The 22050-nt window shown below is 57.6% G+C and carries 23 protein-coding genes; 10 read left to right on the plus strand and 13 right to left on the minus strand.

What is annotated here, in order from left to right; genetic code table 11:
• Positions 1 to 23 precede the first annotated feature (23 nt).
• The gene (locus H567_RS0102095) at positions 24 to 1886 is read left to right on the plus strand and encodes a carboxyl transferase domain-containing protein (RefSeq protein WP_028320124.1); all 1863 of its coding nucleotides are present in this window, start codon (positions 24 to 26) and stop codon (positions 1884 to 1886) included.
• A 3-nt stretch (positions 1887 to 1889) separates the two neighbouring features.
• Here the strand turns inward: H567_RS0102095 and H567_RS0102100 are convergent, their stop codons facing one another.
• The 3 genes from H567_RS0102100 to H567_RS28340 form a co-directional block, all read right to left on the minus strand.
• Positions 1890 to 2147, minus strand: a complete 258-nt coding sequence (locus tag H567_RS0102100) for a hypothetical protein (protein WP_028320125.1) — start codon at positions 2145 to 2147, stop codon at positions 1890 to 1892.
• A 52-nt stretch (positions 2148 to 2199) separates the two neighbouring features.
• Complete coding sequence (gene mdh, locus H567_RS0102105; protein WP_028320126.1) at positions 2200 to 3138, minus strand: malate dehydrogenase; 939 nt, start codon at positions 3136 to 3138, stop codon at positions 2200 to 2202.
• A gap of 326 nt (positions 3139 to 3464) precedes the next feature.
• Positions 3465 to 3869, minus strand: a complete 405-nt coding sequence (locus H567_RS28340) for a hypothetical protein (RefSeq protein WP_153306015.1) — start codon at positions 3867 to 3869, stop codon at positions 3465 to 3467.
• A gap of 13 nt (positions 3870 to 3882) precedes the next feature.
• On the opposite strand from H567_RS28340, the gene pyrR reads away from it, so the two are divergent.
• The 3 genes from pyrR to H567_RS0102120 all read left to right on the plus strand — a co-directional run bounded on the left by pyrR (position 3883) and on the right by H567_RS0102120 (position 6055).
• Positions 3883 to 4431 (plus strand): bifunctional pyr operon transcriptional regulator/uracil phosphoribosyltransferase PyrR, encoded by a 549-nt coding sequence (pyrR, locus tag H567_RS0102110; protein ID WP_028320127.1) that lies wholly within the window; start codon positions 3883 to 3885, stop codon positions 4429 to 4431.
• A 74-nt stretch (positions 4432 to 4505) separates the two neighbouring features.
• Positions 4506 to 5639, plus strand: a complete 1134-nt coding sequence (locus tag H567_RS0102115) for a hypothetical protein (protein WP_153306016.1) — start codon at positions 4506 to 4508, stop codon at positions 5637 to 5639.
• Between the two features lie 23 nt (positions 5640 to 5662).
• The gene (locus tag H567_RS0102120) at positions 5663 to 6055 is read left to right on the plus strand and encodes a secondary thiamine-phosphate synthase enzyme YjbQ (protein WP_028320129.1); all 393 of its coding nucleotides are present in this window, start codon (positions 5663 to 5665) and stop codon (positions 6053 to 6055) included.
• 159 nt (positions 6056 to 6214) lie between these two features.
• Here the strand turns inward: H567_RS0102120 and H567_RS0102125 are convergent, their stop codons facing one another.
• Entirely contained in the window at positions 6215 to 7120 is a 906-nt protein-coding gene (locus tag H567_RS0102125; RefSeq protein ID WP_028320130.1) for an ATP-grasp domain-containing protein, read from the minus strand.
• Positions 7121 to 7162: 42 nt separating this feature from the next.
• On the opposite strand from H567_RS0102125, the gene H567_RS27700 reads away from it, so the two are divergent.
• The 4 genes from H567_RS27700 to H567_RS0102145 all read left to right on the plus strand — a co-directional run bounded on the left by H567_RS27700 (position 7163) and on the right by H567_RS0102145 (position 10606).
• Positions 7163 to 7408: an FmdB family zinc ribbon protein gene (locus H567_RS27700; protein ID WP_028320131.1), complete on the plus strand. Its 246-nt coding sequence runs from the start codon at positions 7163 to 7165 to the stop codon at positions 7406 to 7408.
• 362 nt (positions 7409 to 7770) lie between these two features.
• Positions 7771 to 8028 carry a hypothetical protein gene (locus tag H567_RS0102135; RefSeq protein ID WP_028320132.1) on the plus strand — a complete coding sequence of 86 codons (258 nt, stop codon included), beginning with the start codon at positions 7771 to 7773 and terminating at the stop codon, positions 8026 to 8028.
• Positions 8029 to 8414: 386 nt separating this feature from the next.
• Positions 8415 to 9404 carry a DVU0298 family protein gene (locus H567_RS0102140; RefSeq protein WP_153306017.1) on the plus strand — a complete coding sequence of 330 codons (990 nt, stop codon included), beginning with the start codon at positions 8415 to 8417 and terminating at the stop codon, positions 9402 to 9404.
• Between the two features lie 101 nt (positions 9405 to 9505).
• Positions 9506 to 10606 (plus strand): hypothetical protein, encoded by a 1101-nt coding sequence (locus tag H567_RS0102145; protein ID WP_028320134.1) that lies wholly within the window; start codon positions 9506 to 9508, stop codon positions 10604 to 10606.
• On the opposite strand, the gene H567_RS28345 is transcribed toward H567_RS0102145, so the two are convergent.
• The 5 genes from H567_RS28345 to dsrA all read right to left on the minus strand — a co-directional run bounded on the left by H567_RS28345 (position 10521) and on the right by dsrA (position 14927).
• On the minus strand, positions 10521 to 11180 hold the full coding sequence (locus H567_RS28345; protein ID WP_153306018.1) for a YkgJ family cysteine cluster protein: 660 nt from the start codon (positions 11178 to 11180) through the stop codon (positions 10521 to 10523). The genes H567_RS0102145 and H567_RS28345 overlap by 86 nt on opposite strands.
• A 20-nt stretch (positions 11181 to 11200) precedes the next feature.
• Positions 11201 to 11827: a tetratricopeptide repeat protein gene (locus H567_RS0102155; RefSeq protein ID WP_028320136.1), complete on the minus strand. Its 627-nt coding sequence runs from the start codon at positions 11825 to 11827 to the stop codon at positions 11201 to 11203.
• Positions 11828 to 12037: 210 nt separating this feature from the next.
• Positions 12038 to 12268: a dissimilatory sulfite reductase D family protein gene (locus H567_RS0102160; RefSeq protein WP_028320137.1), complete on the minus strand. Its 231-nt coding sequence runs from the start codon at positions 12266 to 12268 to the stop codon at positions 12038 to 12040.
• 37 nt (positions 12269 to 12305) lie between these two features.
• Positions 12306 to 13496: a dissimilatory-type sulfite reductase subunit beta gene (dsrB, locus tag H567_RS0102165; protein ID WP_028320138.1), complete on the minus strand. Its 1191-nt coding sequence runs from the start codon at positions 13494 to 13496 to the stop codon at positions 12306 to 12308.
• A 12-nt stretch (positions 13497 to 13508) separates the two neighbouring features.
• Complete coding sequence (dsrA, locus tag H567_RS0102170) at positions 13509 to 14927, minus strand: dissimilatory-type sulfite reductase subunit alpha (RefSeq protein WP_028320139.1); 1419 nt, start codon at positions 14925 to 14927, stop codon at positions 13509 to 13511.
• A gap of 812 nt (positions 14928 to 15739) precedes the next feature.
• Here dsrA and H567_RS22585 point away from each other — a divergent pair.
• Both H567_RS22585 and H567_RS0102180 read left to right on the plus strand, forming a co-directional pair.
• Positions 15740 to 17152, plus strand: a complete 1413-nt coding sequence (locus H567_RS22585) for a cobyrinic acid a,c-diamide synthase CobB (RefSeq protein ID WP_035253320.1) — start codon at positions 15740 to 15742, stop codon at positions 17150 to 17152.
• Between the two features lie 116 nt (positions 17153 to 17268).
• Positions 17269 to 17586, plus strand: a complete 318-nt coding sequence (locus H567_RS0102180) for a TusE/DsrC/DsvC family sulfur relay protein (RefSeq protein ID WP_028320140.1) — start codon at positions 17269 to 17271, stop codon at positions 17584 to 17586.
• A 189-nt stretch (positions 17587 to 17775) separates the two neighbouring features.
• Here the strand turns inward: H567_RS0102180 and H567_RS0102185 are convergent, their stop codons facing one another.
• From H567_RS0102185 to ilvN, 4 genes are all read right to left on the minus strand, one after another.
• Positions 17776 to 18603 (minus strand): nitrilase-related carbon-nitrogen hydrolase, encoded by an 828-nt coding sequence (locus H567_RS0102185; protein ID WP_028320141.1) that lies wholly within the window; start codon positions 18601 to 18603, stop codon positions 17776 to 17778.
• Positions 18604 to 18904: 301 nt separating this feature from the next.
• Positions 18905 to 19969, minus strand: a complete 1065-nt coding sequence (locus H567_RS0102190) for a 3-isopropylmalate dehydrogenase (protein ID WP_028320142.1) — start codon at positions 19967 to 19969, stop codon at positions 18905 to 18907.
• A 363-nt stretch (positions 19970 to 20332) separates the two neighbouring features.
• Positions 20333 to 21391 (minus strand): ketol-acid reductoisomerase, encoded by a 1059-nt coding sequence (gene ilvC / locus H567_RS0102195; protein ID WP_028320143.1) that lies wholly within the window; start codon positions 21389 to 21391, stop codon positions 20333 to 20335.
• Between the two features lie 12 nt (positions 21392 to 21403).
• Positions 21404 to 21901, minus strand: coding sequence for an acetolactate synthase small subunit (gene ilvN / locus H567_RS0102200; RefSeq protein WP_028320144.1), 498 nt, complete (start codon positions 21899 to 21901; stop codon positions 21404 to 21406).
• Positions 21902 to 22050: the final 149 nt, after the last annotated feature.

The following is a 22050-nucleotide window of genomic DNA, read 5'->3' on the forward strand; positions in this document are numbered from 1 at the left end:
CGGTTTTCGAAAGGAACGTCCAGATGGCCAAAATTGACCTGGTTGATATCTTCAAGCGCCGCACCCGGCATCCCTATAGACCCCGAGCTTCTCACCTGGTGGAGCATCTTTTTCCGGATTTCAGCCTGATTTCACCGCCAGGAGGCTCTTTGCTGGCGGGTGTCACCTCTTTTGCGAACCATCAGCTCTATGTCGTCGCCCAGCAAAAACCCACGCCGGATGACCTGCGCAGCAGCGAGGATCTCAAGAAGCTCAACTATGGCATGCTGACCTCGGATGATCACGCCCGGATCCTGAGGATCCTGCGCGAGGCGGCAGCTTCGGATACCGACAAGACGGTCCTTTTCAGCGTCATTGATACTTATGGTGCTGATATTTCAATGTATTCCGCTCAAAGGTTTCAGGCTTTCTTCATCGCCCACCTCATCCGTGCCTTCCTGACCATCCCGGTCAGAACCGTGTCCCTTATCCTGGGGGAGGGGGGGAGCGGGGGGGCGCTGGCGATTCAGGTGACGGACGTCCGCGGGCAAATGGAAGACGCCCTTTATGCCACAGCGCCTCCGGAGAGTATGGCTTCGATTGTTTTCCGGGATGCCACCCGGATTCAGGATGCCCTGACGGTTCTGAAGCCTGCGGCGAAGGAATTGAAGGCCTTGGATGTGATCGACCGGATTGTTCCTTCTCCCGAGGATGTAACGGATGTCGAGGGGTTTGCCGCGAACGTGAAGGATTTCCTGTCCAAGGCGGTCAAAGACCTTTCGCGCAATCATATCAGCAAGCTGATCAAGCGCAGGGAGATGCGCGCCAAATCATATGGGGTGTCGAAAGGAAGCGGCCCTCTTTATGACATCAAGCGCTACATCGAAAAACCGATCAAGATGGCATTCCGCAGACCCGCACCCGACATCAAGATCGTCAACTACTCGAGTCTGACAGAGGTGGGGGATGATTACGGTCACATGGATGGCAGAGCGGAGGATACGGAGTTTATCGAATGCGGGTCTGGAAAGAGCGGGGAGGGCAAGCATCGGGGCTGCGGCAAACTGATCCCTCTCAAGGATTTCCTGGACAATTTCCAGGTTTGCCCCGAGTGCGGCTATGCCTACATCCTGAGCGCGACTGGATGGATAGACTGCCTTGCGGATACCGGGAGTTTTCATGAACTCTACAGAAACCTGAGTGTAGAGGATCTCCTCGAAGAAGACGCCATGACCAGTTATTACCGTGATTTCCTGGCGAAGCAGGAGGGCCGGTCCCATTTCAAGGAATCCCTCGTGGTCGGCAGCGCGGAAATCCATCATTTCAAAGTCGTCATGGCCATCAGCGAATTTTACTACTGCGGCGGGTCGATGGGAGTGGTTTTCGGCGAGAAGTTTCGGAGGGCGGTCGACTATGCGATCCAGGAGAATATCCCCCTCGTGAGTCTGTGTTGTTCGGGTGGGGCGCGCCTTTATGAGGGTATTTCGGCCCTGATGCAGATGGTTAAAACAGTGGAGTCGGTCAACCGCCTCAAACGGGCCGGGCTGCCGTTCATCTCGGTCCTGGCGGACCCCTCGACGGGCGGCGCGATTGCGAGTTATGCGGCTCTGGGGGATGTCGTCATTGCTGAGCCCGGGGCCCTGGTGATCTTCGCCGGCCCGCGAGTGATGAAATCACGCGGGTTTCAGGTCGAGGAAAAACTGGTCCGGTCGCATTTTCTGCACCAGATCTCAGGGGAAATCTATGATCGGCTCGATTACTACCACGATATACGCGGTATCCAGGAGATCTGTGAGCGGAAACACATGAAATACACCCTTGCGAAGTACCTGGAATTTTACCGACGAACGGGTCTACGTCTCCCGCGCAAGACCCGCAGGAAGAAGGGTCGTTCAACCGCCGTCTGATGATCATTCGAGCAGTTCCCGGATGGCAGGCACTACATAGACGCCGCTCAGGTCGAAGCGCCTCAAGGATTGGAGGAGAAGGTCTTTTTTCTCTTCGAGGCAGGCCCGTTTATCGACAATGATAACGGGCCTGCCTCGTATGCGGCACAGGCCTCCCTTGCTGGCAGCGATTTTTCCATGTGAGAGGTTCTCGTAGCGGATCCCGATCTCCAAGGCCGCTGCCAGGGATTCGAGAGTCTCGATCATTTCCTCGTTTGTCACCCTTCTCCTCCGATTCCCGGACGGCGCTCCGAAGAAAGGCTCGCGATACCCTTCAGCCCTTCAACCGTGCCATATCTTGCACCAAGGCCCTGACCGCATCCGCGGAATGCTGCAGTGCCTCGGCTTCAGCACCTGTCAGGTTGATTTCGATGATCTCCTCTATCCCTGCTGCACCCAGTTTCGTCGGGACGCCGATGAAAAGGTCTTTGATGCCGTATTCCCCTTCCAGATAGGCCGCACAGGGAAGGACCTTGTGTTTGTCTTTGAGGATCGCCTCAGCCATTTCGACGGCTGCCGATGCCGGCGCATAATAGGCGCTGCCGGTCTTGAGGAGTCCGACGATCTCGGCACCGCCGTTCCGTGTCCGTTGTACAATGGCCTCGATCTTGGCCGGCGACAGGAGTTCCGTAATAGGAATGCCCGCTACGGTGGAGTAGCGCGGAAGGGGGACCATGGTGTCTCCGTGACCACCGAGCACGAAGGCATGGGTATTTTCGACGGACACGTTCAATTCCATGGCGATAAAGGCGCGGAAACGAGCCGAGTCGAGCACCCCGGCCATGCCTATGACCCGGTTCTTGGGAAAGCCGCTCGCTTCGAAGGCGGCATGGCACATGGCATCCAGCGGGTTGCTGACGATGATCAGGATCGATTCGGGCGCCACCTCTGCAATGGATTTGGCCACCCCCGATACGATGCCCATGTTCGTTGCAAGGAGGTCGTCACGACTCATGCCCGGTTTGCGGGCAATGCCAGCGGTGATGATGACGATATCCGCATCGGCTGCGGCGCTGTAGTCCCCCGTAACACCCGTGATTTTGGCGTCATGCTTTTCGATGGGCGCGGCTTCAGTGAGGTCGAGGGCCTTCCCTGCAGGGACCCCTTCGAGGATGTCGATAATGACCACGTCGCCCAACTCCTTTTCCGCCAGTCGCATGGCTGCGGTTGCCCCTACGTTTCCGGCTCCGACTACAGCGATCTTGTGCTTCATGTGGTTCCTCCTTGGTTGTTCTGTTGAATGATGTGTCAATTCGGTGTTGGCGCTTTTACCTCCTCGGTATTTGAGGCCCAACTCCGCCGATTCGAGGCGGGACCCACCTTCCATGAATCTCATGAAACCATAAACGTGTGCTGGGGCGAACGGTGCATCTTTGTGCTGGCAACCGCGCAAATGGACGCAGAGACGGGCAAAAAGACTCTGTCCGGGTGGAAACCATCGGATGTCGCCGACATAAACGAGCCCTATGAGAGAGAGCTTTGTTTGATCATCCCAGTGGTTCAGGGAACGGGTTCCGCAGGTTCACAAGGACGATTCCCTCAGGCCGGAAGGGCGGCGGTTTTGTTTGGCCGGCTTTCCGGCTGTTTCCAGACGATCTTCTGGCCTAGCCGGGTTCGGCGGCGGCGCGTCCGGGCATAATGACCGCGCACCAAGGTCGAATACCGTCTCGCGAATGGATAAACGGCGCAATTGCCCCGCAAAAGCGCGGGCTGGATTCGAACACTCGAAAAGCGGGAGCCTTGGTCCAGCGGGTTCCCCTCTGGTTCATGACCGGCCGTTGCTGCTGCGAGTTGCCAGCCGGAAAAGCAGTCGGCAAAATTATAGAACAATTGAAATTTTAAGGTCAAGCAGTCAGCGTTGTTGAAGGGGTAAGTATTGATTTTGAATAGGAATTGATTGACTTCGAGGTTTTTGGTGGGTAATAATAAAAATATTAATGACATAGGCGGGTAAAGCATGGAAAAGACAGTGGTGCTCAGGGAGCGGGATATTGCGGAATGTCTACAGACCATCGCTGACGCGATCCTCCGGCGGAATAATATCTTGAAGGATGTCGCTTTGGTGGGTATCAGGACAGGAGGAGCTTTTCTCGCCGCCCGGCTGCAGGATGCCATCAGGGAGAAAAGCGGGAAGGTTTTACCTATGGGGGTACTGGATATCACCTTGTACCGCGACGACTGGACGAGGATTGGTCCGGCGCCGGTGGTGGGAAAGACGGAGCTGCCTTTTTCCGTCGATGACAAGACCGTGGTGCTGGTTGACGATGTCCTGTTTACCGGGAGGACGGTGCGGGCGGCGATGGATGCCCTTATGGATTACGGTCGGCCGCGCCGGATTGAACTGGCGGTTCTGGTGGACCGTGGTGAGAGGAATCGTGAACTGCCGATCTTCGCCAATTACGTCGGCTCTGTCTATGAAAGCTCCGTCGACACGACCGTGAATGTCTACCTCAAGGAAGAGGGCTATTTCGATCACGTTGCGATAGAAGAAAAGAGGACTGTTTGAAGTCAGGTTCAAAAAAGAAGAGCAAAAAGAAGGCGAAGGATGGCAGGCGCCTTTCGAGTGCAGAGGATGCCCGTTTGAAAGAATTGCTGGACATGGCTCAAATGGCTCCCCCTGATTCTCTGGCGGCCGAGGCGGGTGGACCGGAGATGGCCCAAGCCTTGATCGAAAGGTTGGCGCAGGACGACTCCCCTCGTTTGGAGACGATTGCCGCGCTCGCGGAGGCCTATCCTGAAAAAACCGTGCGCAAAGCGCTCAGACGAGCGGTTTTCCAGATGGAGCGGCGCGGTATCCCCTTGGATTTCCTGCAGGAAAATGCAGCGCTACGGCCCGAACCGGCGCTGAAGGGCCGTGTGGGAAATGAACTATATGCGCGGATAGGACCAGTCATGGATCTGAGCGGGGCGCGGTTGGTCATGGTTACGGCGACTCATCCGCTCAGGGGCCATGAGGTCTTGATTGCGGTTGTCTCACCTGAGAAAGGTTTCCTCGATGTCTTCGCGGGCAGAGTGAACAGGAAGCAACTCACGAGGCTCGAAAAAGACATGGAGGCCGAGGGGCAGCCGCTGGTGGACACCTCACTCGTGCACTCGGCGGATGTGCTTGAAAAGGCTTACCAGCAGCATATCCGGATGAACGCCGGTGCACCCGATGGATACCTGGCAATCCGTCCAGACTTGCTCGCACGTGCGGCCCGCCCGAAATCACCCGCAGTCGAAGAAGTGTCTGCGGCCTCAACCGAGACACTCCAGCCTCCGACCCAGGCCCAGTGCGCTCTCTTATTCAGGGAGGCGTGCATGGAAAGATGGCTGATCGATGTCGACCTGCTCCAGCCATATTTAGAGGAGATGCGGTCCGCGGCCGAAAGCCGCCTCGTGCTATCGGCGATGTCTCAGGCCGATCGCCTGGACGATATCAGAGGCCGTGCCCTGTCCGGCATCTTCACCGGAGCGAAGATGGATTTCCTGAGGGATTGCTTGACCGAGAATGCCTTCGTTTTCCGAGGGATCGGGAGAGACGATACTGCTGGAATAAGTCTCCAGGCCGCTCAGGAATGCGTCAGATTCAGGGATGCTCCTGACGGGAGCGCGTTCCTCCGATATCTTTTGGACCGCAGCCTTGCCCAGGCGGGAGGTGTCGACGTCGGAAAACCTCCTGAGGAGGATCTTATGGAGGAAAACCGGACGGAAAAGCCACTGATCCTTGCGTGAAGAGGGAAAGGAGACCGTTTCAGATGCCTGTATCGATTTCTGTCAAAAGCGGCGCCAGGGCCGAAATGATCGACATCACAGGGCGGGTGCAGGAGACGCTGCGGCAGGTCGGCGTCAAAGACGGCCAGTGTCTGGTTTATGTCCCCCATACGACGGCCGGCGTAACCATCAACGAGGGTGCCGATCCGGACGTGTGCGGGGATATCCTTGCCAGGCTTGAATTCCTCGTGCCCAGGAATGCCGGGTACCGCCACGCAGAGGGCAATGCGGACAGCCATATCAAGACGTCTTTGATGGGGAATTCCGTCTCCGTCCTGGTGGAAGAAGGAAGCCTGGTTCTGGGGACGTGGCAGAGGATCTTTCTGTGCGAGTTCGACGGGCCGAGAACACGGCGGGTCTTCGTTGCCTGCAAGTAGGGGGGACGTTCTTCCTTCAAAAGATCTGCTGCCGCTGTTCGTGCAATTTATCCCTCGAGTGACTGGAAGAACAGCGCCTTCCAGGTCCCCGAGTTCAGAAAAAAGGGCCTCCATTCTGGACATGACTCCCTTGAAGCGAATTCCTGCTGCGACGAGTCCTCAATAAAGACATATTCCCGAAGGGTCGAGGCCGATCTTTTCGACCCATTTTTTCACCTCTCTGTGCAGGATTCTGTAAAACCGTTCACCTCCGCCCAGCCCCCGTCTGCCGAAAAAATAATTGATCTCGAGAAAAAGAGGCTCGGGATCGACCTCGGCGAGGTTGAAAACGATGTCGACGGCCGCCAGATTGAGGGGGGCGGAACGGGCAAAGCCTCTTACAGCCGCCACCGCTTTGCGCTGAAGGTTTTGATTCCAGGAGTGGTCGACCACCGCCCCGCGGGCGATGGTCGTGATGATCTGGTTTGGAACGGCAGGACGCTTCCAGAAACTGATCGCGGTTCCACCGATTAGAACGACTCTCAGGACATTGCCTTCCGTATCGATCAGATCCTGGCTGACGAATCCGCTTGCGCCACCTTCCTCGCATTGCCGCAAATGCTGAAGCGTACGGCTCAGCTCCCGCTGGCTGCGGATGAGGAAGACGCCTTCGGCTTCGTGATGGTCGTCCTGCTTGATGAGGAATGGAAACGCATGTGGTTGATGGCCGCAGTCCCAGGTGTGCTTGAAATCTTCTGTCGACGCCCACAAAGAGGTGCGAGGATGGGGGCAGTTGTACCGTGCAAAGAGTTCAGCCTGCCCGCACTTGCCTGGATAGCGGAACCGCAGGGAGTAATCGGGAAAGACGGGTACGCCTGATGCGGCGCAGACCTCGAAAAGCTCTCCGGAGCATCCCTGTGGCAGTAGGATGGCACGGGCCTTCCCTATGAGCCCCTTTTCAGAAGCGCCGAGCGGACGCGATCCCAGGATGATCTGGACATCCCCCCCGAGGCATGGATGAAAAGAAAGGATCATGAGCGGTCCGATGAACTGTATGCACCGTTTGACAATTCTCTGTTCAAGCATTAGGATGATATCAAAAACTTGTCTGTGTAAGGAATGATAAAAATGCCTATCTACGAGTTTCGCTGCCTGCAGTGCGGGGCGTTTGTCGAGAAACTGTTGACGCGCTCGGAGGAGCCGGTCGAGCTGGTTTGTCCTGAGTGCCGGTCCGAATCCTTCGAGCGGGTGGTTAGCCGGACCAATTATGTCATGGGGGTCGGACCCGGGGGTAAATCACCAAAAATTACTGCGAAGTCATGTGGTTCAGGCAACCAGTGTATGACTCTGGATCTTCCCGGTCCGGGAAAATAGCCTCGGTTAAAATCCGGAAAGGGCCTTTTTTGCCGATCTCGGTGTCAAAGTGCAGGTTTACTCTTGCGGCGACCCGGAGGTCGCATCCTTAACAAACGCTTGATTCCCGCTGCATTGGCAGGAAAACCTCGTTTCCGGGCCTTCCAGACGGCCTTCCACCCTCCTTCGGCGAGACGGCCGGGGTGCTGCGTTTGATGATCGTTCCCGCGTCTGTTCGAATCACTGGTGCCGCCCATATCTTGTTGCCGCAGGGGGCCTTTTGACTCCCAGGGATTTTTGCCCCCAGCCGCTCAAGGGCTTTGTATGCTGGGGCGGTCAAGCAGCGCGGGAGGTGCGGTGACCTGTGCGACGGGGTCGAGACAATGGCAGAGAATGAGCTGAAGGCTGAAGCATTGCTGGAATTGAACGCGGATGACGAGGCGCTTATCATGCAGCTCTTTTACGAGCGGATGGTACCGCTGCTCGAGCGGGCCGACGCCAGGATAGGAACCCTGAATTGCCGATTTGCCGGAGATGCTTACAGGCATTGGAATCTCCATTTTTGCTCGGCCGGTTCTTCCTTTCAGATTACGGGCTTGGAGTACGACGAGACGAGTGATGAACTGAGCCTCGACCTCTGACCCGGATGAGGGAGGCGGGGATAAAGGCCGCCTCTTGGCTCATCTGCGCGAATTCGTTTCCATCCGGAAAGGGTCCTTTTTGCCAATCTCGGCGTCAATCTGTACGTTTGTTTGTGCGGCGATATAGGTCGCCTCCGCGCAGACGTTTGATTTTCTTGATATGGTCAAAAAATCCTCATTTCCGGATTGGAAACTGGGTAGTACCGGGAAATCATTTCCGGATGGACACGAATTCAGTTCACAAGCCTCCGTCGAGGCAGAGGATATTGGACATGCTCTTGGATCAACAGCTTCAGGGAAGAGATTTTATCAAACGGCCCACCTGCCCCTTTTGCGGGCTTATGATTGAGCCGCCTAAGGAACTCAGGACCTGCAGGCCTGGTGAAATGCCTGTTGGAACCTGCAGTTGCGGGGCGGTTTATGCCTGTGATGTCACAGGTCGCCACAGCGGGGAGGCTTTGATCGAGTCTCTGGTTTTCTCCTGTGACATGGACTGGGATTTGGCCTGGAATCTGCTGCCGGAAGAGGACTACCTGTACGAGATCGTGGACCATTACGACCTCGCAAATCACGTGATCGTTCCGGGGGGTTTCTTCGAGGGGCGGCGTATTTCCGGGGTTCTTTTTTTCGTTCGGCTGCACAAAGATGTCCTGGAGGTGAGCGCAGACGGCGTCAGGCGAAAAATGGAGGATGCCGTTCCTACCTTTTACGAGCGCAAGATGCGCAGACGCCCGGTGAAGCGCAGGGTCTCCAAGACGGAACTGGAGCAGCTGGTCCGGGATTTTAACGCCGATGCCCTGATCGAACTCGCCCGCGAGGACCCGAAGATCATCCGCATGGTGCAGAGGTTCCTCTACTCGGGGGATCGGCTTTTCAGACAGCGTGCAGCCGATTTGCTGGGTCGTATTGCGGCTGTGGTAGGGGAATCTGAGCCAAAGGCGGTTTCGAATCTTCTGCAAAATCTGTTTTACGCGGTTTCGGACACAGCGGCATCGACATGGGGCGCCTTCGAGGCGATCGGCGAGATCATTGCCCGTAAACCCGACCTTTTTGCCGGTTATATGCCACAGCTCTATCCCTTTCTCACGGATGCGACGCGCCGATCCCAGACGGTGCAGGCGCTGGCGAGAATAGCAGCCTCCGTCCCTCAGTTGCTGCGCAAGATCACCTTCCACTTCATTCCGCTTTTGAAAGACCCGGACCCGGAGGTCCGTGGACAGACGGTCAGACTGCTCGGATATCTGCAGGCCAGTGAACTGAAGGACGATATGGTCGAGCTTCTGCCGGATGAACACGAACTCATCCTTTATGATTCCGGGCGTCTCGAAAGGACGTCTGTCGGAGCGATCGCTGCGGAGGCTCTACGGCGTCTATGAAGATCCGTTGTTGTATCCCCGGTCCCGACGGTGACTGGGAACTGCGCGCCGCCGATCTTGACACCCCGTTTATGCTTGGGCCAGGAGCAGCGCATCCTCAGATGACTGTTGGGGATTTTTTTGAAGCCGTTAAGAGCTTTTTGACCGCCGATGAGGTCATTCGTGAGCCGCTTTCGGCGGCCTACGGGGAAGAGATGCTGCTTCCCTTGCAGGACGCGGGAGAGCGATGGCTGATCCGGATGGAAAAGCATGGGGCCTTTTATCATGTCGCTTGTGTCGAAGGAGGGTGTTTAGGACCTAGACGCAGGCTTGCGGTGGTCTCCGCCCTTGAAGAGACCGGGAAGCGCTTTCTCAAGGACGATGTTCGGAATATTGGCCGCCTTCTGGAGAAAAGGGGTGGGGGAGATCTCCCTGTTGCATACTGCATGGCTGAGATCCATTCTTCCTGTGGCGAGGGGAAGCCCGGCTGGCTCATGGTGCTGTCGGAATGGCTCGAGGACTGTCATGAATGGCATCACACGTTGGGCGAGGGAACATCACACATCCTGATCTGGGATCGAGCCGGGGGGGGACGCCGTGCCGATGAAGCGGAATACGCCGCCATTTATCGCGGGGTATCCCGGCTCCTGGCCCTGCATTACAACCCCGTGACCTTTGAGCGGATCGATCTCTGGCACCATGCGGCGGGGGATTTCGTTGTCTCTCGGTTCGGAGACGATCTCCGGGTCAGGTTGACTACGGTCAGGCGCTATGAGTCTATGCCCTTTTTCGCAGGAGAGAGCGGTGTAGATCCCAGGATTCCGCTGGTCTATCTTTTCCTCGAATCAGCGCTCAAGACCAGATGCGACCGACGCGACGGCACCGGCGAGGTCGTTTGGGCAGAAGACGATGTGCTGGGCCCCACGCTGGACGGTTTTTGCCTTGGCTTGAGAGAAAAAGAAGCGGATCGAGATGCGCTCCCTGAAAACGCAGGCCATCTTCTGGAACTCCTCAAGCCGTTTTCAGCGGAGGAACTGTTGCAGGTCTATTCTTCCCTGCTTCCGCTTTATGAAAGGGAGGACCCGGAGGAACTTCGGATGATGCAAATCCGGTTGCCGGAGCACTGCCGCGCCCTGTTCAGGACCATCCAAAGTGCGTCTTTACGAGCCTTTCAAGCGGCTGACCGAGCACAGCCGGCAGGGAGACCAGCAGGTCGGCCTTGAGGGGATCGCCTTGTTCCAGCCCTGCCAGCAGGGATCTGGAAAGCTGATACAGTTCGCGGAAAACGGTATCCAGAGAGAATGCGGGATAGGCCTCATCAGGCCCGAAACCTGACTTCGGGCAGTAACGGATGCGCCCTTGGATAACGGTCGGGATCCCATAGATACGGCAGGTGATGGGCCGCCAAGGGTAGATGAGGCACAGGCCCGTGGGGAGGAGCATTGGACACCGGACCCGCTCCTGGGCCATCAGACGGTTGGATCGGAAGGGGTCGTCTGCAAACGGCAGGATCCGCGTTCGAAGTCTTTCGATCTCTTTGCGGCTCTTTTCACAGCGAAGCAGCGCCGGACGCCGGTCTTTGCGGGAAAGATCCTCGAAATGCGAGTGGATCCATACAGCTTCGATCAGGAAGAGCCCGAACACGGCATGGCAGCAATCCCGGCAGCCAGGTTGGCAGAGGACGCGATCGCTGTAATCGGACTGGAATCTCCGAAAGGCACCGTCGGCTGCAGCGGCCAGCTCTCGATAGCGCTCGAAAAGGTCGTGCTGAAGGCTTGGGGTGTCGAGAGAGATCACGATGACATCGGGCCGTCCCGTTAAGGTTTCCGGTAGGGGAGCAGCCGTTTGATAAATTCAGGGTGAGCCTCGAACCCGAGAGCGATCGCTCGGTCCAGGTGTTCGATCGCCTTGGCGTAGTTTTCGGCTGCATAGTAGGCGAAGGCGAGGTTGTTGTGCCCCAGTGCGAAATCCGGTGCAAGCGCGACGAGCTCCTGACCGGTTTCGATCGCCTTCTCGACCTCCTCTTTCTGCAGGTAGGCATTCACCAGGTTGTTCCAGGCCTGGGCGATCTTCGGGTTGAGTTCGATGGCCTTTTTCAGGGCCTCGATCGCCTCATCCGTTCGGCTCATCTGCAGGTAGGCGAATCCCAGATTGGCGTAGCCCCTTGCATAACGTGGCTCCAGTTCGATGGCCTTCAGGTTGACCTCGGCGACCCGTTCGAGATCGCCTTTCTTGAAATAGATATACCCGAGGTTTACATACGCCTCGAACATCCTGACGCTGTTCCCGATGGCGTCGTTGAAGACCTTGATGGCTTCGTCCAGGTGGCCTCCCTCCATCAGGGAGACCCCCAGGTTGTAACTGGTATTGGCGCATTCGGGATTGGACTTCAGAATCTCTTTTTGCTCCGCGATAAACGCTTCGGAATCCTGCGGTACTTTCATTTCTTCACCTTGGATCGATCGGCTCGGTGTGGCGGTTCATGAGTCGGCGGATCTTCCTGAGGACGCCCGCCCGTAATCTGATGCTTCAAGTGGACCGCTTCACGCCGTCTTCTATTCGAATCGAGATACAAAGAGGTCGTCGGCCACATGAGCCGACGACCTCGAATCATGCTCCGGCATTCTTTTCAGAACACCGGGTGGACAGACCGGCTAGTGGTCTTCCGTCTGACCCCTGCCTTTCAGGCCGTACATCGTGCTGCTTCCGGTCGAAAAATAGATCAGCTTCTCTTCGTTGATCAGCGCCGTCGCCGCCTTCTTGATCTCGCGGGACTTTGCTTCCGGCATGGATTCCTGAACGGCCTTTTCCATATCTTTGAAATAGAATTTGGACTTTTTGCTTGATGTAGCAAAGTCCATGATGGCCTTTTTGATATCTTCCATTTCAGCTCTCCTTTATTGAGACGCGAACGGGCGGGAATTAGTCCTCGATCCCGCCGGCGGCCCTCGAAACCTCCCAAGCAGCCTCGGTGTATTTGAACTGCGTGGAGGTTCTGTAGGTATCGTACTGCAAGCGGTAATCATCGATGAGGTGCTCGGTGAAGGGGATGTTCGTCTTTTCGAAGAACTTTTCCCAGCCGATCCGCTCGGCCCAGTCGCCGACCCGCTCGTATTTTTTGGCGTCGGAGGCATAGGCTTCGATGATCTGCTTGACGGTTTCACATACCTCAGGATACCTGGGGAAGTTGTTGGGCAGGAAGGGCACCACGACCTTGGAAAATTTGGGAGGCGAGATCCGGTTGGAGATCTTGCCGCCGGCCAGGATGGTCACGCCGTCGCCCTCTTTGTCCGAAAGCGGCAAGGCCATGCACATGGTGTAGCAATTGCCGCAGAACATGCAGCGTTCTTCCTTGATCTTGACCGCCTTTTTCCCGGATTCCGTCTTGGCCGGGGAGATGGCGCCGGTCGGACAGGCCGCGATGACCAGCGGGATCTCGCAGACCGATTCCAGGACCTCCGCATCGACGATCGGCGGCTTGCGGTGATACCCGAGCAGGGCGATATCGGAGCAGTGCACGGCGCCGCACATATTCAGGCAGCAGGCCATGGAAACGCGGACCTGCGCCGGCAGGGTCATGCCCTGGAAATAGTCGAAAAGATCGTCCATCACGGCTTTGACCATGGAGGAGGCATCCGTTGCCGGGGTATGGCAGTGGATGTAACCCTGCGTGTGAACAATGTTGGTCAGGCCGGCGCCGGTCCCGCCGATGGGGAACTTGTAGCTGCCGGAGACGTGCTTGCGGCTCATGAGGTCCTTTTTCAAGGCCTCGAGCTTGTCGGAGCTGTCCACCAGGAATTCGATGTTGTTCCGGGTGGTGAAACGCATGTGCCCTTCGCAGTACTTGTCGGCGATATCGCAGATCTCGCGGACGTGTTCGACGGTCATAAAACGGCAGCCGCCGCAGCGCACGGTGAAGACCTTGTCTCCGGTCTCGGAGAAGTGGACCAGGATGCCGGGTTCGAGGATTTCGTGGTGGGTCCACTTGCCGTAGTTGTTCCGGATGATCGGGGGAAAGTACTGCCAGAAATGCCGCGGACCGAGGTCGGTAATGCGGTTTTCCATGGGTTTTTCAGGGTTATAGAGTCCGAGTCTTTCGGTTGATAGAGCCATGAGTCATACCTCCTATCTCTTGTGTCTGGATCGGTAGTCGTTGATGTCGCGCTGCCAGCCGCCGGGAACGTCTTCCTCTTTCCAGAAGATATAGGGGTTGCTGCGCGGCTCTTTGACCATTTGGGGCATCGGAGGAATCTCCAGGACCTCGAGAAACTTGGGAATGCCGTAACGCTGGATCAGTTCGCCCAGTCGCTCGCGGTTTTTCCCCTCTTCCATCCACCAATCCCAGACCTTTTCGACGATTTCTTTGATATTGTCGTACGGGGGCTCCGCCTTCATAAAGGGAATGGTCAGCACGGACATCTGGGCGCCTTCGAGAATAGGGGCCTTGGCGCCGAAAAGGAGGCTCACGCCCGTATCCAGGCCCGGCCGGAGGGCCTTGGGCATAACGTTGATGCAATGCATGCAGCGAGTGCATTCCTTGTCGTCGATCTTGAGCTTGCCGTCTTCCATCCACATGCACTGGGTCGGGCAGAGGTCGATGACTTCCTTCTGGATGTCGAATTTACCCCAGTCCCTGCCCTTGTGGGCACCGGCGTTGGGCGGAATCTCGCCGCCGATGTAGGCCTTGACCGCTTCCTGGTCGATCCGGATGTTGTCGCGCCAGGTGCCGATGAAGGACATATCGGAGCGGGCGATGGAGGCGACGCAGCCGTTGGGGCAGCCGTCGAACTTGAATTTGAACTTGTACGGGAACGCCGGTCTGTGAAGTTCATCCTGATAGTGATGGGTCAACTCGTAGCACATATCCTGCGTGTCGATGCAGGACCATTCACAGCGGGCCTTGCCGATGCAGCAGGATGGGGTCCGGAGGTTCGAGCCCGATCCGCCCAAGTCCTGCTGGAGGATATGGGTCAGTTCGTAAAAAATGGGCTCGAGCTGTTCGGTGAAGGTCCCGAGGAAGATGATGTCGCCGGTCGAACCGTGCATGTTCATCAACCCGCTGCCGCGATATTCCCAGAGGTCGCAAAGGGAGCGGAGATAATCGGTGTTGTAGAACTTGCTGGCGGGCTGGTTGACACGCATCGTGTGGAAATGGGCGATCGAGGGGTACTTCTCGGGCATGTCGGAGTAACGGCCGATGACGCCGCCGCCGTATCCGAAGACGCCCACGATGCCGCCGTGCTTCCAGTGGGTCTCGCCGTCGTTGAAAGAGTCTTCCAACTGACCGAGCATGTCTTCCACGACGTCTCTTTCGATCAGCATCCGGTCGGTGGAGAGTTTGCGGCGATGAAGGGCCTGGCGTTTGGCATCGGCGACGAAGCTCGGCCACGGACCTTTCTCGAGGTCGTCCAGCAGCGGGGTGGGGTGTTTGACCTTGAAGCTCTTCAGCTCTTCCTCGGTGTAGTTTTTGAGTTCGTCATCCTTGTAGATGCGAAGCTCTTGATATTTTAGTTCTTTTTGCTCTTCTTTTGGTTCGAAAGCCATTATGAATGCCTCCTTCTACGTGGGAAAATAGATATTCTTGCAGGAGCAACCGTCCAAGAAAATAGGGTTTACTTCACCTCCTCCCTCCAGATTTGACCTGACCTAATTCGCTGCCAAGGGATGTCGACCGTGTGTGAGATCCCACAAAAACAAGGGGTTAAACGAGCGCTAACTCCTTGTGAATATTGTAATTAGTTCAATTTTCAAATACTTAAGATTGCTTTTATAGTAGATATAACGTCGTATTGTCAATAGAAAAAGACCAGATTTTTGTTGACAAGACAGGGGTTGCCGAGGCGTAATCGGTCCGGCTCCGCCGAATCAAACCCATCAGCCGTCCCTAGGATTCTGAGTGCCGGGTCGTCCCAGCTCGAACCGGAGAATGGCGTGTGCGGGCGGTGGGTGACCCGGGTGGATGGGGCACGACGAGATCCGAATATCCGAATAGGGGTGGTTTTCATCCGGGAGGGGTCTTTTTGGCGAATCTCGGTGTCGAACTGCAAGGTTTTTTGGGCGGCGGCTTGCAGGGAGCTTTAGCACAAGCACCCGATTTTACTGAATGGACGAACGGAGATCCGCCGCGAGGCGATGGGACCGAACACCCGAAGGGTGCGGAGAAACCGGCACCCGCTCCGCAGGGGTGGGACGGAGCACCCGAAGGGTGTGAATAAAAATCCTCATTTCCAGATTGGAACTTGGGTTTCAGCGGGAAGTCATTTTCAGATTGGAAAATGGTTTCTAGCGGGAAACCGTTTCCGTGCAGAGACGAGGTAGCCGGCAAAGGCCGTTTCAGGATAAAAATCGGAAGCAAGATGTACTTGATACCCCCCAGAATCTCGATCAGTGCGCTGCGCGGAGGGAGCGGCAAAACGCTACTTTCCCTCGGACTGGCATCGGCGTGGGAGGCGCGGGGGTTGTCGGTCGCACCCTTCAAGAAGGGGCCGGATTTCATCGATGCCGGATGGATGTCTTTCGCTGCCGGTCGGCCATGCCGGAATCTGGATCCTTTCTTGATGACGCGGGAACAGGTCATCCGTTCGTTTGCGCTTCATGCAAGCGGGTTGGATTGCGCTCTGGTGGAGGGGAACAGGGGCCTTTTCGATGGTCTGGATGTGACGGGTTGTTGCAGCACCGCTGAACTGGCCAAATGGCTTCGAAGCCCGGTCATTCTGGTGGTGGATGTGACCATGAGCACCCGGACCGTGGCCGCTGTCGTCAAGGGCTGTCAGGTCTTCGACCCCGATCTGCGGGTCTGCGGTGTCATCTTGAACCGGGTCGCCGGGCCGAGACAGGAAAACCTGGTCCGTGAGGCTGTTGCAACCTACTGCGGCATCCCGGTGGTGGGAAGCGTTCCCAAACTCGGGAAAAACCTTTTTCCAGAGAGGCACATGGGCCTGGTTCCTCATCAGGAAAGGGAAGAGGGGCGCAGGGCTGTCGCATGGACGAAAGAGGTGGTCGAGACCCATGTCGATCTGGCGGCCATTGAGGAGATTATGGCCAGGCAAGGCTCCGGGGATCTGCAAGTCCCCGAAGAGGAGGCCTCGTCCGCGATTCTGCCTCTTTCAAAGGTCCGCATCGGCTACATCCTCGACCGGTCATTCTGGTTCTATTATCCAGAGAACCTGGAGGCCCTCGAGCGGCTGGGCGCCCGTCTCATCAGACTCGATGCCATGGAAGACCCTGCTCTGCCGCCGCTCGACGGCCTTTACATCGGCGGCGGGTTTCCGGAGACACAGGCCGCCGCGCTCGCGGCCAATGCGGGGTTTCGCACGTCCCTAAGGTCGGCGGTTGAAAAAGGGTTGCCGGTTTATGCCGAGTGTGGCGGGCTCATGTATCTTGGAGAGGCGCTCGAGATTGAACAGGCGGTCTATCCGATGGTCGGAGCGCTTCCGGTGGCATTCGAACTGATGAAACGGCCGCAGGGGCACGGATATACCGTGCTGCGGGCCGACGCGCCCAACCCGTTTTTCAAGGAAGGTACCGTTATCCGGGGACACGAGTTTCACTATTCGCGGCCTCGGTTGACTCGTCCTCTGGAGGCGCGTTTCGCCTTCAAGGTCGAGCGCGGCCACGGGATCGACGGCGTGCGGGACGGACTCTGGGTCAAAAATCTCTTGGGGGTTTACACGCACGTACACGCTGCGGGGGACGACCTCTGGGCCCGGAGGCTCGTTGAAATGGCTAGGGAATTCGGAGGGACAGATAGGGAATTTTTTCACGAATAGGCAAAAGAACCGTTGACAAGGCTGAAAATTCAAATTATATTTTTTCACTTAGATTTGAAACATACGCTCAAATCGGTTCAAACGGGGACAATATCACTAGAAGGAGGTTCGTTGTTATGCCCACGGTAGAATTTGAAGGTAACACCTTCCAGGTCGATGAAGATGGGTTCATCGATGACTTCAATAACTGGAACGAAACTTGGGTGCAATACGTAAAGGGCACGGAAGGGATCGAGGAACTGACCGACGAGCACTGGAAGGTCATCAATGTGCTTCAGGAGTACTACAAGAAAAACGGCATCGCTCCGATGGTGCGGATTCTTTCCAAGGTCACGGGCTACAAGCTGAAATATATCTATGAGCTTTTTCCATCGGGCCCGGGCAAAGGCGCCTGTAAAATGGCCGGTTTGCCCAAACCGACTGGATGCGTTTAGCCGCTTGAGCGGTTCGCCGCGGCATTTCTCGCAGCATCTGCGCATGGCATGGAATGGTGGATCAAGAAGCCGTTCCGTGCCTTTTTGCGTTGAGGGTCAAGGCCTTAGCTTGGGGGCCTTCCGATTCTCCGGTGGCGAGGTCTCGAAGGCGATCCGGGTCCTGGACGGGTATGGCCGGAGCCGCCCGCTTCAACGGGGTTTTCTCGAGATGCTCCCGTAGAGATCCGGCCGGCGGTTGGGGAGGAAGTACCTCATCCGGTGGGAGCGGATGGCTTGCAGGTGGCTGGCCTTCAGGTCCGCGATGAGGACCTGCTCCTGCCGGCCGGCGTACTCCGCCAAAACATGCCCGTCCGGACCGAGGATCAGTGCAACGCCGGGGAAGGACAGTCCGTCCCCTGTACTGCCCACCTGATTGCATGCAACGGCGAAGACGCCGTTGTCGAAAGCCCGTGCCTGGAGGTGCCGCATCCAGCTGTTGCGCTTTTCCTCGGGGGTGCCCCGCGGGGAGGCATGAGGCATGAAGAGAATCTCCGCGCCTTGCAGCGCCAATGCCGTCGAGATCTCCGGGAAATGGGTTTCGTAGCAGATCTGGATGCCGAACGAGCTGTTTTTGAAGGAAAAAACCGGAAGTTCGGCCCCGGGATGATAGGTTGCCTTTTCGGGCGGCGAGAGGTGGGTTTTCCGATACAACCCGAGGATGCCTGCCGGGGCGATCACCGCCTGGGTGATGCAAGGGGAACGCCCCTGGGCCCCCTCGACGAGCCCGGCCAGGATAACTGCCCCGGTGTCTTGAGCGATCGCTGAAAGCCGCGCAACCGCCTTTTCCCAGTCTTCTCCTTCCAGCGCGGGCACGGGCGGCTTTGCCTTGTATCCGGTTACGGCCAACTCAGGGAAGCAGATCACCTCAGCCATGCGTGCGGCCGCCTCGCGGGCGAGCCGCTCCATACGATCCAGATTTCGCTCGATGGCCTGCGGAATGGCATGCATGCAAACCGCAGCGACGCGCAGGTTTTCCATAGCAGCAAGCGCCTGCTGAAATAAGCCCTGTAAGAAAGGCAGTAAATTTGTCGGCCGCAGCCGCGCAAAGCATCCAGGCGTGGTCAGCGGATCCCTGATCAGCGTGTTGAAAAATCCGTTGTGCGCAGGCTGTTGAAAAACGTCCGGCTGCTGCGTAGTGTTCATCCCGTGTCACTGGGGCGCACGGACAGGTGCGGCCCCCATTCCATGGTAGCCCGCAGATCTTGCATCCGGCCGTTTTTCAACAGCCTGCGCTATGATTATAAAGGCCCGGTCGAAGGTGTCCGGATCGGGTCGGGCATCAGGCCATGATATAGCGGGCGACGAGATCGCCCACCTCGCTGGTGGTATAGCCCATCCGGCCGGCTTCGAGGCTCTTCAGGTCCTGGGAAAGAACCTTGCGGATGGCCTGAAAGATATCGGCGGCCGCCTTGTCTTTGCCCAGGTATTCCAGAAGCATCTGTGCGGAGCCGATCGCCGCCATGGGGTTGATCTTGTTCTGTCCCGTGTATTTGGGTGCCGATCCGCCGATCGGTTCGAACATGGCGGATTGGCCTGGGTGAATGTTGCCGCCGGCCGCGATGCCCAACCCGCCCTGAATGATGGCCCCGATGTCCGTGATGATATCTCCGAAAAGGTTCCCGGTCACGATCACGTCGAACTGCTCCGGGTTCTTGATCATCCACATGCAGAGGGCATCCACGTGCTGGTACCCTGTGCCGATGTCGGGGAAATCCTTGGCCACGTCCTGGAAGACCCTGAACCACAGATCCGATTCGAAGATGAGGACGTTGGTTTTGGCGCAGAGGGTCACGTGTTTGCCCTTGTTCCTCTTGCGGGCATACTCGAAGGCGTAGCGGATGCATCGCTCGACCCCTTTGCGGGTGTTGACCGACTCCTGGATGGCCACTTCGTCCGCCGTGCCCTTTTTGAAAAACCCGCCGCCCCCTGCATACATCCCTTCGCTGTTTTCGCGCACCACCACGAAGTCGATGTCCTCCGGCTGCTTTCCCATGAGTGGGGTGTCCACCCCGGGGTGCAGGACGACCGGCCTCAGGTTGATGTAGAGATCGAGTTCGAACCGGAGTTTGAGCAGGACCTCCCTTTCGAGTATTCCGGGCTTGACGCCGGGGTGTCCGATGGCGCCGAGAAAGATGGCGTCCATCCCGCGAAGTTCATGGATGACGCTGTCCGGGAGGAGGGTTCCGTCCCTCAGGTAGGCTTCGCCGCCCAGATCGTATCGTTTGAAATCGAAGGTGAGGTCATGCTTCCGCCCCGCCGCTTCGAGGGCCTTGAGCCCTTCGGCCACGACCTCCGGGCCGGTGCCGTCGCCGGGGATTACGCCGATCGTATAGTGCTTTGACATGTCATTCCTTTCATAGAGATCGAGGCGACCGGTTGGGGCAGCCCTCGATCGTGCTGCGGACTTCATGCCGCAAACGCCCGGATGCCCGGCGGGAACCAAGCTCCCCAAGCAAACACGATCCGATCCGGGAAATGTGGAATTTTCTTCACACCCTCCGGGTGCTCGGTCCCACCCCTTCGGGGCGGGTCCCGGTTTCTTCACACCCTCCGGGTGCTCAGTCCCAGCCCTTCAGGGCGGATTATCATCCTGTTGCGCCGAGAAGAAGCGGAATCCTGCGCATGGGGAACTCGACCCATCCGGTGCGGAGGCGCGCCGAACGGTGCGAACCGGTTCGAAGGGTATACCCCATTTACGGGATGCGACTTACTTTTGGCGCCTGTTTTCGGGCCTGAGGGCACGGACAGCCGCGCCGGCCTGCCACATTTCGGAATGGCGCATCTCAGCCAACTCCTTGTCGAGCTTTTCCTTGTAGTCCGGCGCGCTGTTGGCCTCGAGGACGATGCGGGTCTCCTCACCCTCTACGACACTCTGGTAAAGGTCTTCGAAGACGGGCGCCACCGCCTCGCGAAACCGCTTGCGCCAGTCGAGGGCCCCGCGCTGGGCCGTGGTGCTGCAGTTGGCGTACATCCAGTCCATCCCGTTCTGCCCCACCAGCCGGATGAGGCTCTGGGTGAGTTCCTCCACGGTTTCGTTGAAGGCCTCGCTCGGGCTGTGGCCCTTGCGGCGCAGGATGTCGTACTGGGCCTCCATGACGCCTGCCAGGGCGCCCATGAGGACCCCGCGCTCGCCGACCAGGTCGCTGTGCACCTCCTTTTCGAAGGTGGTCGGGAAGAGGTACCCGGACCCGATCGCGATACCGACGGCCTTGGTCCGCTCCTCGGCGTTCCCCGTGGCGTCCTGGAAGACGGCGTAACTCGAGTTGATGCCGCTGCCCTCGAGAAAATTGGTCCGCACGGTGGTGCCGGACCCCTTGGGCGCGACGAGGATCACGTCCACATCGCCCGGGGGAATGACACCGGTTTGCTCCTTATAAACAATGGAAAAACCGTGGGAAAAGTAGAGCGCGTCGCCCGGGCTGAGGCACTGTTGGATGAGCGGCCAGATGGCCTTCTGTCCGGCGTCGGAGACCAGCATCATGATGATGGTTCCCTTCCGGGCGGCCTCCTCGATATCGAAGAGGGTCTTCCCCGGCACCCAGCCGTCTTTCACGGCATGGTCCCAGTCTGCCGGAAACTTGGGGGACTGGCCAACGATTACGTTGAAGCCGTTGTCGCGCAGGTTCATGGACTGCCCCGGGCCTTGCACGCCGTAGCCGATGACGGCGATGACCTCGTTTTTCAGGACCTCACGCGCTTTTTCCAGGGTGAATTCCTCTGCCGTGACGACGTCTTCCATCACGCCGCCGAAATTGATCTGTGTCATTGAACGTCTCCTTTATTGTTTTTCGCGCGGGAGGGCGATCAGGCCGGTCCGCGCGATTTCCTTGATGCCCATTGGTTCCAGAAGATCCAGAAAGGCCTTGATTTTCCCCTGATCGCCGGTGACTTCCACCATATAATAATCGGTTCCCACATCGACCACGCGGCTGCGGAAGATATCGACCAGGCGCAGGATCTCCGCCCGGTATTCCGGTTTGGCCCGGATCTTCAGGAGAACCAGTTCGCGCTCCACGTGGCTGACGCCTGTGAAGTCGAACACCTTCAGTACGTTGATGAGCTTGTTGAGCTGCTTCTTGATCTGCTCCACAATGTTCATATCGCCGGTGGTCACCAGGGTGACGCGGGAGATGTTCGGTTCCGTCGTCTCGGCGACGCACAGGCTTTCAATGTTGAATCCCCGCCCGCTGAAAAGCCCGGCGATGCGGGAAAGGACTCCTGGCTGGTTTTCGACCATCAGCGAAAGGATATGGTTTTCTCGATGTTCATCATCCATCGGTATTTCTCCAGGTTGAGTGAGTTTGGGATTCCTCGGGATCCGCCCGGTCTTCGCCCAGCAGAGCGCGTTGGCGCAGGCCGGACCATTCTGCGTCCGGGAATGTTTATCCAGTAGGGACAGGCTTCCAAGCCGGGATGGGGGTTTTT

It is taken from the genome of Desulfatiglans anilini DSM 4660, from assembly GCF_000422285.1.
GTDB classification, from domain to species: Bacteria; Desulfobacterota; DSM-4660; order Desulfatiglandales; family Desulfatiglandaceae; genus Desulfatiglans; species Desulfatiglans anilini.

Coding starts and splice junctions, on each gene's coding strand:
- ilvN (WP_028320144.1), bottom strand. CDS start 21,901: ATGGATGATGAACATCGAGAAAACCATATCCTTTCGCTGATGGTCGAA.
- H567_RS0102095 (WP_028320124.1), top strand. CDS start 24: ATGGCCAAAATTGACCTGGTTGATATCTTCAAGCGCCGCACCCGGCAT.
- H567_RS0102120 (WP_028320129.1), top strand. CDS start 5,663: ATGCCTGTATCGATTTCTGTCAAAAGCGGCGCCAGGGCCGAAATGATC.
- mdh (WP_028320126.1), bottom strand. CDS start 3,138: ATGAAGCACAAGATCGCTGTAGTCGGAGCCGGAAACGTAGGGGCAACC.
- ilvC (WP_028320143.1), bottom strand. CDS start 21,391: ATGACACAGATCAATTTCGGCGGCGTGATGGAAGACGTCGTCACGGCA.
- H567_RS0102180 (WP_028320140.1), top strand. CDS start 17,269: ATGCCCACGGTAGAATTTGAAGGTAACACCTTCCAGGTCGATGAAGAT.
- H567_RS0102125 (WP_028320130.1), bottom strand. CDS start 7,120: ATGCTTGAACAGAGAATTGTCAAACGGTGCATACAGTTCATCGGACCG.
- H567_RS0102140 (WP_153306017.1), top strand. CDS start 8,415: ATGCCTGTTGGAACCTGCAGTTGCGGGGCGGTTTATGCCTGTGATGTC.
- pyrR (WP_028320127.1), top strand. CDS start 3,883: ATGGAAAAGACAGTGGTGCTCAGGGAGCGGGATATTGCGGAATGTCTA.
- H567_RS22585 (WP_035253320.1), top strand. CDS start 15,740: ATGTACTTGATACCCCCCAGAATCTCGATCAGTGCGCTGCGCGGAGGG.
- H567_RS0102190 (WP_028320142.1), bottom strand. CDS start 19,969: ATGTCAAAGCACTATACGATCGGCGTAATCCCCGGCGACGGCACCGGC.
- H567_RS0102135 (WP_028320132.1), top strand. CDS start 7,771: ATGGCAGAGAATGAGCTGAAGGCTGAAGCATTGCTGGAATTGAACGCG.
- H567_RS27700 (WP_028320131.1), top strand. CDS start 7,163: ATGCCTATCTACGAGTTTCGCTGCCTGCAGTGCGGGGCGTTTGTCGAG.
- dsrA (WP_028320139.1), bottom strand. CDS start 14,927: ATGGCTTTCGAACCAAAAGAAGAGCAAAAAGAACTAAAATATCAAGAG.
- H567_RS0102155 (WP_028320136.1), bottom strand. CDS start 11,827: ATGAAAGTACCGCAGGATTCCGAAGCGTTTATCGCGGAGCAAAAAGAG.
- H567_RS28340 (WP_153306015.1), bottom strand. CDS start 3,869: ATGTCATTAATATTTTTATTATTACCCACCAAAAACCTCGAAGTCAAT.
- H567_RS0102185 (WP_028320141.1), bottom strand. CDS start 18,603: ATGGAAAACCTGCGCGTCGCTGCGGTTTGCATGCATGCCATTCCGCAG.
- H567_RS0102160 (WP_028320137.1), bottom strand. CDS start 12,268: ATGGAAGATATCAAAAAGGCCATCATGGACTTTGCTACATCAAGCAAA.
- dsrB (WP_028320138.1), bottom strand. CDS start 13,496: ATGGCTCTATCAACCGAAAGACTCGGACTCTATAACCCTGAAAAACCC.
- H567_RS0102145 (WP_028320134.1), top strand. CDS start 9,506: ATGACTGTTGGGGATTTTTTTGAAGCCGTTAAGAGCTTTTTGACCGCC.